The sequence below is a fragment of the Arthrobacter zhaoxinii genome, from assembly GCF_024385505.1.
Classification (GTDB): domain Bacteria; phylum Actinomycetota; class Actinomycetes; order Actinomycetales; family Micrococcaceae; genus Arthrobacter_B; species Arthrobacter_B zhaoxinii.
This window is the reverse complement of sequence record NZ_JANFLT010000006.1, coordinates 659,521-675,506: the sequence shown is the minus strand read 5'-3', so window position 1 is coordinate 675,506 and position 15,986 is coordinate 659,521. Positions and strand designations below refer to the sequence as shown.

Here is a 15,986-nt window from a genome sequence, read left to right as displayed (position 1 = left end):
CACCCCCGAGCAGAAAGACCTGCCGTGATTGAGCTTCGTGCCGTAGTTCCCGCCGACCTGGAGGAGTTCTTCTCCCACCAGCTGGACCCGAGCGCCAACCATATGGCCGCGTTCAGCGCCAAGAATCCAGCAGACCGCGGCGTCTTCGACCATCACTGGCAGAGCATCCTCAATGATCCGACCGTCACGGTGCGCACCATTGTGGCCGACGGCGAGGTGGCAGGCAGCATTCTGGCGTACCGGGACGGCGACATCCCCGAGATCAGCTACTGGATCGATAAGGCACGCTGGGGGCAGGGCATTACCACCGCGGCGGTGGGCTTGTTCCTGGAGGAGTTCGCCGAACGGCCGATCCGCGCCCGGGCAGTGGCGGACAACGTCAGTTCCATCCGCATCCTGGAAAAGTACGGCTTTACGGTCATCGGCGAAACGCAGGGCTTTGCCAATGCCCGCGGTGCCGTGGTGAAGGAACTCGAGCTCGAACTTCGCTAGGGCTGCGTGCTGCCGGTCCCGGCCGCAGCACGCTAAGAGCCGCCCCGGATTTCTCCGGGGCGGCAGCGGCAACTGACTATGCGTAGGCGATTTTCACTTCGTAGCTGATGGCTGGCTCGCTCGCCTGAACCTCAACGGTGTGCTGTCCCGGGACCAGCGGAAACGACCAGATGCCTGTCGTCATCCGCTCGGTGGAATCCCGGCACGTGACTTCCGCACCGCTGGGCAGGGTAAGGGTGCCCGCATCAAGGCAGGTGATCTCCACGGCGATCTCCGTTGCTTCCGCCGGCGGAGTGCCCAGGTCGAAGGTCTGCGTCCCCGTGTAGGTGCCGGAAACAGGAGCGGCAGTTGCACTGGCTTCCCCGGATGCTGCCGGCTCCTGCTGGGTCTGTTGGTCCTGACCCGTACAGCCGGCCAGAAGGACACCCGAGACGAGGGCTGCAGCGACGGTTGGCAAATGTCGTTTTCTCATGCGCACGACGCTAACAGTCCGCCCGGGCCGGTGAACCGCTGCCGGGATTTCGTTATCGGAGCGTTGTTTCGGGGACCGGCCTGACTGCTCCCGGGGAAGACGGGCGTAAGTCGGCCTTCCCCAAGGAGCACGGCGGTTTAGGCCATGGCCAGCGCCAGCGCGGGATCGGCCAGGACCGCTCCCACGTCACTCAGGAACCCGGCCCCCTGCTCGCCGTCCACCAGCCGGTGGTCGAAGGAGAGGCTCAGCGTCATAACCGAGCGAAGGGCGATGGCCCCCTCGTACTCCCAGGGCTGCCGCCGAACCGCTCCCAGCGCCAGGATGCCCGCTTCTCCCGGATTCAGAATGGGCGTCCCGGCGTCGACGCCGAACACCCCCACGTTGGAGATGGAGATGGTTCCGCCGGTCAGGTCTGCCGGCGGCGTTTTCCCGTCCCGCGCGGTCTGTGCCAGCGCCGTCACGGCCGCGGCGAGGCCGTGCAGGCTCAGCGTCTGGGCGTCCTTGATATTGGGAACCATCAGCCCGCGCGGGGTCGCCGCCGCGATGCCGAGGTTCACATAGTTGTAGCGGACGATTTCCCGCGCCGACTCATCCCACCGCGAATTCAGCGACGGGAAGCGCCGCAGCCCCAGGCACACTGCCTTGGCTGCCAGCGTCAGCGGGGACAGCTTCAGGCCCTCGAAGGCCGGCTGCTGCCGGAGCCGTTTCAGGAGTTCCATGGTGGGAGTGACATCCACGGTAAGGAACACCGTGGCATGGGGAGCCGTGAACGCGCTGGCCACCATGGCGGCGGCAGTATGCTTCCGCATGCCGGAGATCGCTGTCCGCTCCTCCCGTCCCGCAGGTGGCGGCGGGGCAGGCGCGGCAGCGGCGGCGTCAGGTGCGGACGTTTGCATCGTTTCGGCGGCCGGTGAAGCAGCACGGACGACGTCGGTACGCACCACGAGCCCGCCCGGACCGGATCCCTGCACCTGGGTGAGATCCACTCCCATATCCCGGGCCAGCTTGCGGACCGGCGGAGTGGACCGCGGACGTTCATGCACCGGTGCAGGCGTGGGTGCAGGCGTCGCTGCAGGTGCGGAATCTGCAGGCACGACAGCAGGGACCGAGGCAGGGACGGGATCCGCAGCGGGAGCCTGCCCGCGGCGCCGCCGGGCCGGGCGTCCCCCGGAGTCGGGTACCGCTCCGTAGCCCACCAGAGTCGGCTCCCGTTTCGCAGACACGGGTCCGGCGCCTGCCTCGGGCGCACCCGTGTCTGCGCCGGCCGGCACCGCGACCTCGAACGACACAATCGGAGAACCGACCTCCACCACGGTCCCCGCCGGTTCGTGCAGCTGCGCCACGATGCCGGCGTACGGCGACGGCAGTTCAACCACGGCCTTGGCGGTCTCCACATCGGCGATCACCTGGTTCAACTCAACGATGTCCCCCACGCTGACGTGCCAGTTCAGGATCTCGGACTCGGTGAGCCCCTCCCCCAGGTCCGGGAGGCGGAATTCGCGCAGCATCAGCTCGCCGCCGATCCGGAAACGACGCCGGCCAGGGAACTGGGCCGGTCCAGCACGCAGTCGACACCGTCAAGGATGCGGTCGAGGTCCGGCAGGTGATGGGATTCCAGCCGGGCGGGCGGATACGGGATGTCGAAGCCGGTCACCCGGACCGGTGCATGCTCCAGGTACTCGAAGCAGCGTTCGGTGATGCTCGCGGCGATCTCGGCTCCCACGCCGCCGGACTGGGCAGCTTCATGCGTGATCACCAGCCGGCCGGTCTTCCGCACGGAGCCCTCCACCGTGGCGAAGTCGATCGGTGCCAGGGAGCGCAGGTCAATGACTTCCACGGACACGCCTTCATCCGAGGCAGCCACGGCGGCGTCGCGTGCGGTGGGAACCAGCGGTCCGTACGCCACCAGGGTCACGTCGGTCCCCTCGCTGACCACCCGCGCGGAGCCCATGGGAAGCTGCGGTGCCGCTGCTTCGTCCACCTCGCCCTTGACGTGGTAGCGGCGCTTCGGTTCGAAGTAGAGCACCGGATCGTCGGAGGCAATGGCCTGCTGGATCATGGTGTAGGCGTCCTGCGGGTTGGACACGCTGATCACGCGCAGCCCCGAGGTGTGGGTGAAGTATGCCTCGGGCGATTCGGAGTGGTGTTCAGGGGAACCGATGCCGCCGCCGAAGGGCACCCTGATGGTCAGCGGCAGCTTCACCGTTCCGCGGGACCGGTAGTGCATCTTCGCCACCTGGGACACGATCTGGTCGAATGCCGGGTAGATGAAGCCGTCGAACTGGATTTCCACTACGGGGCGGTAGCCGCGGAACGCCAGTCCCACGGCTGTGCCCATGATCCCGGACTCGGCGAGCGGGGTGTCTACCACCCGCAGCGGACCGAAGTCCTTCTGGAGTCCGTCGGTGATCCGGAAAACGCCGCCGAGCTTGCCGACGTCCTCACCCATAATGAGGACGCGGGGATCCTGCTCCATCGCCCGGCGCAGGCCGGCATTGATTGCCCGCCCGAAAGTCATGCTGGTCATTAACGGTTCTCCTCGCCAGCGAAACCGCTGAGATAGCGCGAGTACTGCTCCTGCTGGCGGTCCAGCCAGGAGTGGGGCTCGGAATAGACATGGGCAAAAACATCCGCAGGCAGCGGGTCCGGCATCCCGAGGCACGCGGCGCGCAGCTCGGCAGCCACGTCGTCGGCGCGGCGGGCGGCTTCGGCGGCGAACTCCTCGGTGAACAGATCCATGGAGACCAGCAGTGCCTGAAGCCGGGTCAGCGGATCCTTTAACCGCCACCGTTCCAGTTCGGCGGAGTCCCGGTAGCGCGTTGGGTCATCGGCTGTGGTGTGCGGACCCATCCGGTAGGTGACCGCTTCAATGAAGGTCGGTCCGTTGCCGGAGCGGGCCCGGTCCAGGGCCTCCCGGGTGGCGGCCATGACCGCAAGTACGTCGTTGCCGTCCACGCGGATGGACGGAATGCCGAAGCCCGGGGCGCGGTTGGCGATGGGTACCTGCGCCTGCAGGGTCACCGGTTCGGAGATGGCCCACTGGTTGTTCGTGCAGAAGAAAACCACCGGGGAGTTGAAGCTCGCGGCAAACACCATGGCCTCGTTGACATCGCCCTGGCTGGTGGCGCCGTCGCCGAAGTAGCTGATCACGGCGTCGTCGGTACCGTCGCGGGTGATGCCCATGGCGTACCCGGCGGCATGCAGGGCCTGGGCGCCGATAATGACCTGGGTGGGTGCCATGTTCACCTGATACGGGTCCCAGCCGGCGCCGGCGTTGCCGCGCCAGACCTTCATCAGGTCCCCGGGCTCCACTCCGCGGCAGTAGGCCACGCCATTCTCCCGGTAGCTGGGAAAAACGAAGTCGGAGGAACGCAGGGAACGCACGGAGCCGATCTGTGCGGCTTCCTGGCCGAGCAGCGGAGGCCACAGCCCCAGCTCGCCCTGGCGCTGCAGGGCCGTTGCTTCGGTATCGATGCGGCGGATGACAGCCATGTCGATGTAGAGCTCCTGCAGCCGGGCTCCGTCGATGTCCTCGATCCAGCGGTCATACAGGGGGTCGGGGGTGCGGATGCCGTCGGGAGTGACGAGCTGTACGTACGGGTCGGTGGGGAAACTGCCGGAGTTTTCCGGGTGCCGCACCGGGGTATGCAGGGACACTTGGATACGCATCCTTCCGTGTTTGGGCCCCAGGGGTGGCGGGGCCGACTCCGGGCTCCATTGCCCGGGTACATGTGACCCTACTCACACTTAACACTTGGCACAACCATTCCTCCAAAGACCGAGCATCCTGCCCTATAAACGGTTCTAACGCCGTGCTAGCGTTGCGCACTATGCAGCCCCTCGACGCCACCGACCTTCGCCTCCTGCTTGCCCTGGCGGAGGATTCCACCCGTACGGCGGTGGCCCTGGCCGCGGCACTCGGCCTCTCCCGCAATACGGTTCAGGCGCGGCTGGCCGGTCTGGAACGCAAGGGGGCTTTTCTGCCGTTCGAGCGCCGGATCAGCGCTGCCGCCCTGGGCTACCCCCTGATGGCGTTTGTGCATGTCCATGTCCACCAGCCGAGCCTGGCGCGGATCACCGAAGACCTGGCCGGGCTGCCCGAGGTTGTCGAAGCCCACGGCCTCACCGGAGACGCCGACATCCTGCTGCGTGTGGTGGCTGCAGACGCCGAAGACCTGTTCCGTATCAACAAGCAGATCCTCGCCATCGCGGGGGTGGAGCGCTGTGACACCAACCTGGCCATGGGCGAACTCATTCCCCTGCGTGCCGCTCCCCTGCTGCGCCGGGGTGCGGGGCTGCCCCCGCCGTCGTCGCCGGACCCTTTGCGCCCGGACCGGACCCCGGCAACAGCAAAGGCAGGCTCCGCCTGAGCGGAACCTGCCTTGGCTGAGACTGCTGCCCTTTAGTGGTCGACGGCCTTTTCGGCGCCGACGCCGGTCAGGGACCGGACTTCCATCTCTGCCTGCTTGATGGCGGATTCGGTGTTCTTATCCAGCACGGTGCCCAGCCAGCCCAGGAAGAAGGCCAGCGGGATGGACACGATGCCCGGGTTGTTGAGCGGGAACCAGTGGAAGTCCACCCCGGAGATCATCGAGGTTTCCGCACCGGAAACCACCGGCGAGAACGCAATGAGCAGGATTGCCGACGCGAGGCCGCCGTACATGCTCCACAGTGCACCCTGTGTGGAGAACTTCCTCCAGTAGAGCGAGTACACGATCGTGGGCAGGTTGGCACTGGCTGCCACTGCGAAGGCGAGGGCCACCAGGAAGGCCACGTTCTGCCCCTGTGCGCCGATGCCGCCCAGGATCGAGATGATGCCGATCACCACCACCGTGGTGCGGGCTACCTTCACTTCTCCGTCTGCGTCCACCTCACCCTTACGGATGACGTTGGCGTAGATGTCGTGGGCGAAGGACGCCGCTGCCGTGATGGTCAGGCCTGCGACCACCGCGAGGATGGTGGCGAAGGCGACGGCGGAAATCAGTCCCAGCAGCACCGGTCCGCCCAGTGCGAAGGCGAGCAGCGGTGCTGCCGAGTTCACTCCGCCGGGAGCGCTGGCGATGGCTTCGGAACCGATCAGTGCCGCGGCGCCGTAGCCCAGGACCAGGGTGAACAGGTAGAAGATGCCGATCAGCCAGATGGCCCAGACAACGGACCGGCGGGCTTCCTTGGCGGTGGGAACCGTGTAGAAACGCATCAGCACGTGCGGCAGGGCGGCGGTGCCCAGCACCAAAGCCAGTCCGAGGGAGACGAAGTCCAGCTTGGAGGTGTCCGACTTGCCGTACTGCAGCCCCGGATCCAGGATGGCGGGATTGCCGGTGGTCTCGACGGCTGCCCCCAGCAGGTCCGAGAGGTTGAAGTTGTGCAGGGCCAGGACCCAGACGGTCATGATGGCCGCGCCTGCAATCAGCAGGAAGGCCTTGATGATCTGCACCCAGGTGGTGCCCTTCATGCCGCCGATCAATACATAAATGATCATCAGGGCGCCGACGACGGTAATCACCAGGGACTGCCCGATCTTGCTGTCGATACCCATCAGCAGGGAGACCAGTCCACCTGCGCCGGCCATCTGCGCCAGGAGGTAGAAGAAGCAGACCGCCAGGGTGGTGATGGCTGCCGCAATGCGGACCGGACGCTGCTTGAGCCGGAAGGAGAGCACATCGGCCATGGTGAACTTGCCGGTGTTGCGGAGCATTTCAGCAACCAGCAGCAGGGCGACGAGCCAGGCAACGAGGAAGCCAATGGAGTACAGGAAGCCGTCATAGCCGTTCACGGCGATGGCCCCGACAATGCCGAGGAAGGACGCCGCGGAGAGGTAGTCGCCGGCAATGGCGGTGCCGTTCTGCGGCCCGGTGAAGGACCGGCCGGCGGCGTAGTAGTCGGCCGCCGTCTTGTTGTTGCGGCTCGCGCGGAGCACCACCACGAGGGTGACTGCCACGAAGACACCGAAAATGATCATGTTGAGCAGGCCGGTATCCTTAATGGACTCGGCCGTAACATCAGTGGCGGCGGAAATGTGCAGGCTGTTCACTTCGTCTCCTCCGGGCGGCTTACTCCGTGGGCCTCAAGGTCACGGCGGAGATCCGCCGCAAGGGGGTCCATCTTGCGGTTGGCGTAGCTGACGTACCACATGGTGATGCCGAACGTGCTCACAAACTGCAGCAGGCCGAGGATCAGGCCCATGTTGATGTTCCCGATCACCGGAGTCGACATAAATTCGTGGGCGTAGTCGGCCAGCAGGACGTACGCGAAGTACCAGACCAGGAAAACCACTGCCATGGGGAAAATAAAGCTGCGCTGGCGCTTGCGCAGTTCCTGGAACTCAGGCGAGCTCTGGACGTCCCGGAAGTCCACCTGTTCCGGGTGCGCAGCGTGTGAAACCGGCTGCTCTTCAGCCATTGTTCCTCCTCTAGGTGGGGCCCGCCGCGCGGCATCCACCTGTGGAGGTCAGGACACGACGCTGTGCAAGCTGTGACGCTTATCACTTTCCCCCAGTCGGCCGCCGTGAGGTGCCAGGCGCACCCGGGCGTCGGTGAACGGTCGGTTCTCTGCGGTGAACGGTGCCCGACGGCGCCGAACGGCGTCGAACGGCGTCGAACGGCGGGGACGGCGGCCGGGCAGCTAGGGTGGGTGCATGCTCAGTCCCGCCGTCGATATCGCCCTGATCTGCGCCGTCGCCGTCCTGACCGTCGCAGCGGTGGGTGCGCTCGGCTTCCGGCTCAGCCGCTCGCAGCGGGACCTGGGGTCCGACGCCGAGCAGGCCACCTACGCCACGCTGCACACGGCGTCGCTCGCCTCGGCGCATCTGCGGGCCGGCCTGACGCCGGCCGGCGCCCGCAAGGCCAGCCGCCACCTGCGTGATCTGCTGGACTGCGACACCCTGGTGATCACCGATGCCTCCGCCGTGCTGGCATGGGACGGGACGGTCAATGACACGCCGTTCCGCCGCGAACGGCTGTTGTCCGCAGCAGCGCTGGTGCTCGAATCCGGCCGGACGCGGGTCTTCCGCGGCGCCGCACTGCGGGCATTGGGCCTGCAGGAGTGCGGCTGCGAACTGTTGATCTGCCCCCTGCCGGTCAACGGCGAGACCGTCGGCACGGTGGCGGTGTTCGCCCCCGAGGTCCGCGCCGGGCTGGTCCGTGCGGCCAATGAGGTGGCTGCCTGGCTCGCCACGCAGGTGGAGCTGGCGGAATTGGATGCCTCCCGCGCGCAGCTGATGGAGGCCGAAGTCCGGGCGCTCCGGGCGCAGATCAGCCCCCACTTCATCTACAACTCCCTGAACGCGATTGCGTCCTACATCAACACCGACCCGGCACGCGCCCGGGAGCTGGTGGTCGAGTTCGCCGACTTCACCCGCTATTCGTTCCGCCGCCACGGCAACTTCACCACCATCGCCCAGGAACTGGAATCGGTGGACCGGTACCTCCTGCTGGAACGGGCACGCTTCGGGGAGCGGCTGAAGGTGGCCCTGCAGATCGCCCCCGAGGTCCTGGGCACCGTCATTCCGTTCCTGTCCCTGCAGCCCCTGGTGGAGAATTCCGTCCGGCACGGCCTGGAAACCAAGGACGGGCAGGGGCGGATCAGCATTGCCGCCGTCGACGCCGGTGCGGACGCGGTGATCACGATCGAGGACAACGGGGTGGGTATGGACCCCGAGCACCTGCGCTCCGTCCTGGCCGGGCATGCGGACGGCGACCATGTGGGCCTGCGCAACGTCGATGTGCGGCTGCGCCAGGTCTACGGGCCGAACCACGGGCTGGTGATCGACACTGCTCCCGGCGCCGGCACCTTGATCACCATGCGTGTCCCCAAGTCGCAGCCGGAAAACAGCCCCACGGGCGCGTAATCTTTTTCCATGCGTAAACCTCTCCGGCCGCTCACTGTTGTCGTTGCCGACGACGAAGCTCCTGCTGTCGAGGAACTCGCCTACCTGCTGGGCCTTGATGCCCGGATCGGCACCGTGCACCGTGCCGCCAACGGCGCCCAGGCGCTGCACGAGATCGAGACCCGCAACATCGACGCCGTCTTCCTGGACATCCACATGCCGGCCCTCTCGGGACTCGACATTGCCAAGGCCCTGAACCGCCGGGAGCGGCCGCCCGCCGTCGTCTTCGTGACGGCGGATGAGGACCAGGCGCTCCGGGCCTTTGACCTGGCAGCCCTGGACTACCTGCTCAAGCCGGTGCGGCCGGAGCGGTTGTCCGAATCGGTGCGCCGCATCTGTGAACTCACGGCCGACGCCGAGCCCCAGGACGCCGACGTCGTGACCGTGGTCCAGGGCGCGACGACGAGGATCATCCCCCGCGGCGACATCCGCTACGTCCAGGCGCAGGGCGACTATGCCCGGCTGCACACTGCCGACGCCAGCTACCTGATCCGGGTTCCCCTGGCGGATCTGGAAGAGCAGTGGGCCGGCGCCGGTTTTGTCCGCATCCACCGTTCCTATCTGGTGGCCCGGAACCACATCCGCCAGGTCCGGCTGACCGGCGGGCGGGCAAGCGTGCAGCTGGGCGAGGTGGATCTTCCGGTCAGCCGGCGGCACCTGCCGGCTGTCCGCGGAACGCTTGACGCCGGCCGGGTCCGGCCGACGTCGTGACCGGCGACCCGCTCCACAGCCAGGTACCCCCGCGGGTTCGGGTCACTGCTCCCGGCACGGGTGCAGCGCCGTTCCCCGTCTCCCGGGAACTGGACGAGCAGTCCGAAGTGGGCGAGCTGATTATCGGTTCGCTGATCCGCAGCCAGCTCCGGCTGGCCCTGGTGGTGGGCGGCGGCTTCCTGCTGATCCTGCTCAGCGTCCCGGTGCTGCTTGCCTTCCTGCCGGTGATTGCCGAGCTGACCGTCTTCGGCGTTCCGGCGCCGTGGATTCTGCTCGGCGTCGGTGTCTATCCGCTGGTCATCGGCTGCGGACTGCTGTACGTGCACAGTGCCCAGCGGAACGAAACCCGCTACCGCGACCTGGTGGACGGGCGGTAGCCGGTGACCGGGGATGCGGTCGCGGGCATGAGCCCCGGCATCGGATACACCGCGCTGGCACTGGTTTCCGCGGCCACGCTGCTGATCGGTTTTTACGGGCTGCGGATTTCGCGGACCACCAGCGACTTCTACGTGGCGTCCCGGACGGTGAAACCCTGGTGGAATGCTTCGGCCATCGGCGGCGAGTATCTCTCTGCGGCCAGCTTCCTGGGCGTGGCCGGCCTGATTGTCGCCTCCGGGGTGGACGCACTCTGGTTCCCCATCGGCTATACGGCCGGCTACCTGATGCTGCTGCTCTTCGTCGCGGCGCCGCTGCGCCGGTCCGGAGCCTATACGGTGCCGGATTTCGCGCACGCCCGGCTGGAGTCCCTCCCGGTGCGGCGCCTGACCAGCCTGCTGGTGATCGCCATCGGCTGGCTCTACATTGTGCCGCAGCTGCACGGAGCGGCCCTCACCATGCGCATCACCACCGGGCTGCCCGCAGAGATCGGCTGCCTGGTCGTGACCGGCGTCGTCTGCCTGAGCGTGGTGACCGGCGGCATGCGTTCCATCACCTTTGTCCAGGCTTTCCAGTACTGGCTGAAACTGGCGGCGATTGCCGTGCCGGTGCTGTTCATCCTCTTCCGCCTCGCCGGCGACGGCCCTCCCGGCCCCGACGGCGGCCAGCTGCTCACGGAAGCCCTGAACCCGGAAACCCACGCACCGCTGTACCGCAACATTTCCCTCAGCATCGCGCTGCTCTGCGGCACGCTGGGCCTGCCGCACGTGCTGGTGCGCTTCTACACCAATCCCGACGGCGCCTCGGCCCGGCGGACCACGCTGATTGTCCTGGGCCTGCTCTCGCTCTTCTACATCTTCCCGATCACCTACGGCGTACTGGGCAGGATTTATGCCCCCGATCTGGCAGACGGCGGCGCTTCGGACGCCACGGTACTGCTGCTGCCCGGCCGCGTGTTCGACGGCGCCTCCGGGGACCTGCTCGCGGCACTGGTCACGGCGGGAGCCTTTGCCGCCTTCCTCTCCACGAGCAGCGGGCTCACGGTGTCTCTGGCGGGGGTGATCAGCCAGGAATTCTTCCGCGGCAGCGTTGCCGGGTTCCGGGTCTCCGCTGTACTGGCCGCCGTCGTGCCGCTGGCCATTGCACTGCTGACTGAGTCCTCGGCGCTGGCCGGGAGTATCGGCACGGTGTTTGCATTCACCGCCTCCACCCTCTGCCCGCTGCTGGTCCTGGGCATCTGGTGGCGCCGGCTGACGGCGTCCGGGGCGGGAGCCGGAATGCTGACCGGTGCACTGCTGTGCGGCGGAGCGATGATTGCCGCGGCCGTCCTGCCGCGGGTCGGTGCGGGAATCCCGGCCTGGATCGAGCAGCCTGCGGCCTGGACCGTTCCCGCCGCGTTCGCGGTGACCGTTCTGGTGTCCCGGCTGACTGCCGGATCGGCGCCGGGCGGGGCGGCAAAGTTCCTGGCCCGGCTACACACGCCGGAGCCGCTGGACCTGGCACGACCGGGTGCGGGTGCCGGATCCGGGGGCAGTAAGCCCGTTTAGTCGATGGAGGCCATCAGTTCGACGACGCGGTCCAGGAAGGCATCCACTTGGCTTTCCTCGTAACCCTGCTCGCCCTTGGCCTCACGGAAGACGGCTCGGCGCACCACGTCAACGCTGAGCGGGCGGTCATGTTCAAAGTAGCCGAGGAGCTCGTTGCACAGGGCGTCAACGTCCTCGATGTTGTAACTGGTGACACGCTTCTTTCCGGGGCGGCGGAACCGCTCCCCCGGTTTGCGGTGCAGCCGGGCCCGCAGAACCGCGGACATCCGTCCGATCTGCAGCAGCCACGCCTCTTCGCCGCGGTCCGCGATCAGGCGGTCGCGTTCCCGCTGGGCAAAAACATCCTCCAGGCGGTCCAGGGCGGCGTCCACCGCCTGCGGTTCGTAGCCACCCTTCGCCGGGTCGAAGGCCATGGAGCGGACATCGGCGCTGGTTACCGGATGGGCGGAGGTGGAGTCCGAGTTGTAGTAGTCCCGGGCCCTGGTCAGGAACTCATCAACCTGGCGGATGTTGTAGCCGTAGTCCCGTCGTCCCACCCGCTCAAAAGGGGCACTGGCCTGCCGCGCATCATCCATGAATAAATTGTTCCTCTGTGGTCATTTCCTTGCGGAACTGCTACCGCCGGAACCCCGGTGTTTTTCCAAGGCTCCTACCGGCATCGTCTGAAAAACTCTGAAACATCGTACGATGCCGGCACCGGAGGTTCGTGTTCCGGCGCACCGGCCGTTGCCGGACCGTTACGGTTCGGTTCCGGTTCCGGACGCCGCTACGAAACGGTGGAAAGCAGCACCGAAAGCAGGAACACCACAGGGGACGCGAAGACCACCGAGTCCAGCCGGTCCATCACTCCGCCGTGTCCCGGGAGCAGGTTGGACATATCCTTCACGCCCAGTTCCCGCTTCACCATGGATTCGGAGAAGTCGCCGGCGGTTGCCGCGGCCACGGTCGCCACTGCCAGCACCACGCCGAACCACCAGGGCTGGTCCAGGAACAGGACCGCCGCTCCGACACCCACGATTGCTGCCCCGGCAGCGGATCCGGCAAAGCCCTCCCAGGACTTTTTCGGGCTGATCTTGGGGGCCATCGGGTGCTTGCCGAAGAAGGCGCCAACCAGATAGCCGAAGGTGTCATTGGAGACCACGAGCAGGAGCAGTACGGCCACTTGGACCTGTCCGTTCGGCTCGCGCAGCAGCAACAGTGCAAAGCTCAGCAGGAACGGCACCCAGAGGACAACGAAGATGCCGGCCAAGATGCTTTGGATCGCTTCGGCGGCTGTGTCGATGCTCCGCCACAGCAGGATGGCCACGGCCGTCGCAACCATGGCGAAGGCCAGCGCCTCCGTGCCGCCGAAGTACGCCGCGAACGGCAGCCCCACGGATCCGACCAGGACGGGCACCTGGGGAACCTTCATTCCGCGGACCTCGAGGGCGCGGTTGACTTCCCACACGCCGACAGCGGCGAAACCCACCGCGATAATCACAATGGCGAACGGGAAAAAGAGCAGGCCGAGCAGCAGCGACCCCAGCAGGATCACGCCGACGGCTATGGCAGCAGGCAGGTTGCGTCCGGCACGCGAGACCTTTGCAGGCTTCCCGGCACCGCGGCGCTCCCGGGCGCCGCGGCCCCGGACCTGTCCGGAATCAGCTGCGCTCATTTCGTTGGCCTTCGCTGCGGGAATAGTCTCGACGGACGGTGAACCGCCAGCCTGGGTTGGAGGCTGGGCGTCACTCATCAGACCTCGAGAAGCTCGGCTTCCTTGCGCTTGAGGAGCTCGTCGATGGAATCCGTGTGCGCCTTCGTCAGGGCGTCCAGATCCTTTTCAGCGCGGGCGCCGTCGTCCTCCCCCACCTCGCTGTCCTTGACCAGGCGGTCAATGCCGTCCTTGGCCTTGCGGCGGATGTTACGGACGGAAACCTTGGCATCCTCGGCCTTGCCGCGGACGATCTTGACGTATTCCTTACGGCGGTCCTGCGTCAGTTCGGGCATAATAACCCGGATGACCTTGCCGTCGTTGGACGGATTTGCGCCTACCTCGGAATCGCTCAGGGCCCGCTCGATGGCGCGCAGGGCGCTGACATCGTAAGGGGTGATGAGCAGCGTGCGGGCATCCGGGGTGGCGAAGGACGCCAGCTGCTGCAGCTGTGTCGGGGAACCGTAGTAATCCACCAGCACCCGGTTGAACAGCGCCGGGTTGGCGCGGCCCGTACGGACGGAGGAGAAGTCCTCCTTAGCAACTTCCACCGCCTTGTCCATCTTTTCGGCGGCCTCTTTCAAGGTGTCTTCGATCACGGTCTCTCCTCATAAAACAGTGTCCACACAGCGCTACCCGCTATGTGGCCGGACTCTAATATCATCCTAAGCCAAAAGGGTCCGGGTTCCCTGCACCGAGCCTGCGAGGTGTAGGGAAACCCTTTCGGCGCAAAAGGGTCCGGGTTCCCTGCACCGAGCCTGCGAGGTGTAGGGAAACCCTTTCGGCGCAAAAGGGTCCGGGTTCCCTGCACCGAGCCCCCACCTCAGAGTTGGAGGTTGAACGGCAACCGTCCCGCTGCGGAGAACAAGGTAATTCGTTTCGACGTGCGTGAGCCTGCGGTCCGGTCCCGGAAGGACCTGGAGGAAGGCGGCTTTAAATCCCGGAGGCCGCCTGCGGCCGAGGGGATTTCGTTGCCGCCGTTCCAGGTCCCGCAGGGACCGCCCAGCGGACCGGTTAGTTAGAAACGATGGTGCCGATCTTCTCGCCGCGGATGGCGCGGGTGACGTTGCCTTCACCCTCCATGCCGAACACCACCATGTTCAGGTCATTGTCCTTGCACATGGTCATGGCCGTCTGGTCCATAACGCGGATGTCCTGGCGCAGCGCGTCGTCGTAGGTCAGGGTTTCCAGCCGCACGGCGGTGGAGTCCTTGTTGGGGTCGGAGGTGTAGACCCCGTCCACGCCGCTCTTGGCCATCAGCACCTCGTCTGCGTGCACCTCGAGCGCCCGCTGGGCAGCGACCGTGTCGGTCGAGAAGTAGGGCAGGCCTGCACCGGCACCGAAGATGACCACGCGGCCCTTTTCCAGGTGGCGGATGGCGCGCCGCGGGATATACGCCTCAGCAACCTGTCCCATCGTGATGGCGCTCTGCACCCGGGTTTCGACTCCGGCCTGCTCCAGGAAATCCTGCAGGGCGAGGCAGTTCATCACGGTGCCGAGCATTCCCATGTAGTCCGCGCGGGAGCGGTCCATGCCGCTCTGGGAGAGCTCCGCGCCGCGGAAGAAATTCCCGCCGCCGACGACGATGGCCACCTCGACCTCGCCCACTGTCGCAGCGATCTGCTTGGCAACTGCCCGCACGGTTTCGGGGTCCACTCCGAGCTTGCCGCCGCCGAAGACCTCCCCTGAGAGCTTCAGCAGGACGCGTCGTCGCGGAGAGTCGGTTTCTTTCAATACGTGGGCCATGGTGCCTCCCGGGCATAGGTGCTGGTGCTGCTCTTAAAGACTAGTGAGCTGTTCTGGACAGGCAAAAGGGGTGGCCACCCATGGTGACCACCCCCTCTGTCATGATGACGTTTCCGTCGAAACCGTTGCTGCCTAAATAATTAGGCGCCTACACGGAAGCGGGCGAAGCCTGCCGGTGCAACACCGGCTTCTTCGAGAACCTTGCCCACGGTCTTCTTGGCGTCCTTGGCGAACGGCTGGTCCAGCAGGACGATTTCCTTGAAGAAACCGGTCAGGCGGCCTTCTACGATCTTGGGCAGTGCGCCTTCGGGCTTGCCCTCTGCGCGTGCCGTCTCGTCAGCGATGCGGCGTTCATTCTCGACCGTCTCTGCCGGAACTTCGTCGCGGGTCAGGTAGGTCGGAGCGTATGCAGCGGTGTGCACGGCGACGTCGTGGGCGGCGGTGGCAGCTTCTGCACCTTCGCCGTCAACGGCGAACAGCACGCCGACCTGTGCCGGAAGATCCTTGGAGGTCTTGTGCAGGTACGCGTCAACGGTCTTGCCTTCGATGCGTGCCACGCGGCGGACAACGACCTTCTCGCCCAGGATTGCGCCTTCTTCGACAACAACCTCGGACAGCGGCTTGCCGTCAACGTTGTAGGCGAGGAGGGTTTCGGCGTCGGCAGCAGCGGACTCAACAGCAGCGGCCAGGACCTTGTCCGCCAGTTCAATGAACTTCGGGGACTTGGCAACGAAGTCGGTCTCGCAGTTGAGCTCGACCATAACGCCGACAGTGCCGTCGATAACCTTGGCGGCAACCAGGCCCTCAGCGGTGGAACGGCCTTCACGCTTGGTCGCGCCCTTGAGGCCCTTGATGCGGATGAGCTCCATGGCCTTGTCGGCATCGCCGTTGGCCTCGTCCAGAGCCTTCTTTACATCCATCATGCCTGCGCCGGTACGCTCGCGCAGTGCCTTGATGTCAGCAGCAGTGTAGTTCGCCATTTGGACTCCAGTCCTCCCGTAATAAGTATTGGTGCGGTTCTGCCAGTACGGCTGGCCGGATAACCGGCCAGCCGCACCACAGCCCGGG

17 protein-coding genes are annotated in these 15,986 nt (G+C 66.3%); 6 read left to right on the top strand and 11 right to left on the bottom strand.

All coding sequences use genetic code 11. The features are described from left to right. Positions 1–24 precede the first annotated feature (24 nt). Entirely contained in the window at positions 25–492 is a 468-nt protein-coding gene (locus NNX37_RS14495; RefSeq protein WP_255793417.1) for a GNAT family N-acetyltransferase, read from the top strand. A 76-nt stretch (positions 493–568) separates the two neighbouring features. Here NNX37_RS14495 and NNX37_RS14490 read toward each other — a convergent pair whose 3' ends face one another. The 4 genes from NNX37_RS14490 to pdhA form a co-directional block, all read right to left on the bottom strand. Continuing rightward, a complete protein-coding gene (locus NNX37_RS14490; protein WP_255793416.1) occupies positions 569–964 on the bottom strand; it encodes a hypothetical protein in 396 nt (131 codons plus the stop codon). A 137-nt stretch (positions 965–1,101) separates the two neighbouring features. Further along, the gene (locus NNX37_RS14485; RefSeq protein ID WP_255793415.1) at positions 1,102–2,472 is read right to left on the bottom strand and encodes a dihydrolipoamide acetyltransferase family protein; all 1,371 of its coding nucleotides are present in this window, start codon (positions 2,470–2,472) and stop codon (positions 1,102–1,104) included. Next, a complete protein-coding gene (locus tag NNX37_RS14480) occupies positions 2,472–3,491 on the bottom strand; it encodes an alpha-ketoacid dehydrogenase subunit beta (protein ID WP_255793414.1) in 1,020 nt (339 codons plus the stop codon). The genes NNX37_RS14485 and NNX37_RS14480 overlap by 1 nt, the downstream gene beginning before the upstream one ends. Further along, entirely contained in the window at positions 3,491–4,621 is a 1,131-nt protein-coding gene (pdhA, locus tag NNX37_RS14475) for a pyruvate dehydrogenase (acetyl-transferring) E1 component subunit alpha (RefSeq protein WP_407079965.1), read from the bottom strand. The genes NNX37_RS14480 and pdhA overlap by 1 nt, the downstream gene beginning before the upstream one ends. A gap of 173 nt (positions 4,622–4,794) precedes the next feature. On the opposite strand from pdhA, the gene NNX37_RS14470 reads away from it, so the two are divergent. Continuing rightward, entirely contained in the window at positions 4,795–5,334 is a 540-nt protein-coding gene (locus tag NNX37_RS14470) for an Lrp/AsnC family transcriptional regulator (protein ID WP_255793413.1), read from the top strand. A gap of 32 nt (positions 5,335–5,366) precedes the next feature. On the opposite strand, the gene NNX37_RS14465 is transcribed toward NNX37_RS14470, so the two are convergent. Together NNX37_RS14465 and NNX37_RS14460 are read right to left on the bottom strand one after the other, a co-directional pair. Further along, positions 5,367–6,923 carry a solute symporter family protein gene (locus NNX37_RS14465; RefSeq protein WP_255793557.1) on the bottom strand — a complete coding sequence of 519 codons (1,557 nt, stop codon included), beginning with the start codon at positions 6,921–6,923 and terminating at the stop codon, positions 5,367–5,369. 68 nt (positions 6,924–6,991) lie between these two features. Continuing rightward, a complete protein-coding gene (locus tag NNX37_RS14460) occupies positions 6,992–7,363 on the bottom strand; it encodes a DUF485 domain-containing protein (RefSeq protein WP_255793412.1) in 372 nt (123 codons plus the stop codon). Between the two features lie 235 nt (positions 7,364–7,598). Between NNX37_RS14460 and NNX37_RS14455 the strand changes: the two genes are divergently transcribed. Genes NNX37_RS14455 through NNX37_RS14440 form a run of 4 tightly spaced genes read left to right on the top strand, consistent with a single transcriptional unit; the run spans position 7,599 to position 11,482 of the window. Then, the gene (locus NNX37_RS14455) at positions 7,599–8,810 is read left to right on the top strand and encodes a sensor histidine kinase (RefSeq protein WP_255793411.1); all 1,212 of its coding nucleotides are present in this window, start codon (positions 7,599–7,601) and stop codon (positions 8,808–8,810) included. 9 nt (positions 8,811–8,819) lie between these two features. Next, complete coding sequence (locus NNX37_RS14450) at positions 8,820–9,560, top strand: LytR/AlgR family response regulator transcription factor (RefSeq protein WP_255793410.1); 741 nt, start codon at positions 8,820–8,822, stop codon at positions 9,558–9,560. After that, the gene (locus NNX37_RS14445) at positions 9,557–9,937 is read left to right on the top strand and encodes a DUF485 domain-containing protein (protein WP_255793409.1); all 381 of its coding nucleotides are present in this window, start codon (positions 9,557–9,559) and stop codon (positions 9,935–9,937) included. Before NNX37_RS14450 ends, NNX37_RS14445 begins: the two co-directional genes overlap by 4 nt. A 27-nt stretch (positions 9,938–9,964) precedes the next feature. Then, complete coding sequence (locus NNX37_RS14440; RefSeq protein WP_255793408.1) at positions 9,965–11,482, top strand: sodium/solute symporter; 1,518 nt, start codon at positions 9,965–9,967, stop codon at positions 11,480–11,482. Here the strand turns inward: NNX37_RS14440 and NNX37_RS14435 are convergent. The 5 genes from NNX37_RS14435 to tsf all read right to left on the bottom strand — a co-directional run bounded on the left by NNX37_RS14435 (position 11,479) and on the right by tsf (position 15,898). Continuing rightward, complete coding sequence (locus tag NNX37_RS14435; protein ID WP_255793407.1) at positions 11,479–12,057, bottom strand: DivIVA domain-containing protein; 579 nt, start codon at positions 12,055–12,057, stop codon at positions 11,479–11,481. The two genes, NNX37_RS14440 and NNX37_RS14435, sit on opposite strands and share 4 nt — an antisense overlap. Before the next feature lie 191 nt (positions 12,058–12,248). Continuing rightward, complete coding sequence (locus tag NNX37_RS14430; protein WP_255793406.1) at positions 12,249–13,136, bottom strand: phosphatidate cytidylyltransferase; 888 nt, start codon at positions 13,134–13,136, stop codon at positions 12,249–12,251. Positions 13,137–13,213: 77 nt separating this feature from the next. Then, positions 13,214–13,771 (bottom strand): ribosome recycling factor, encoded by a 558-nt coding sequence (gene frr / locus NNX37_RS14425; protein WP_255793405.1) that lies wholly within the window; start codon positions 13,769–13,771, stop codon positions 13,214–13,216. A 415-nt stretch (positions 13,772–14,186) separates the two neighbouring features. Then, a complete protein-coding gene (pyrH, locus tag NNX37_RS14420; RefSeq protein ID WP_255793404.1) occupies positions 14,187–14,918 on the bottom strand; it encodes a UMP kinase in 732 nt (243 codons plus the stop codon). A 140-nt stretch (positions 14,919–15,058) separates the two neighbouring features. After that, positions 15,059–15,898 carry a translation elongation factor Ts gene (tsf, locus tag NNX37_RS14415; protein WP_255793403.1) on the bottom strand — a complete coding sequence of 280 codons (840 nt, stop codon included), beginning with the start codon at positions 15,896–15,898 and terminating at the stop codon, positions 15,059–15,061. Positions 15,899–15,986 lie beyond the last annotated feature (88 nt).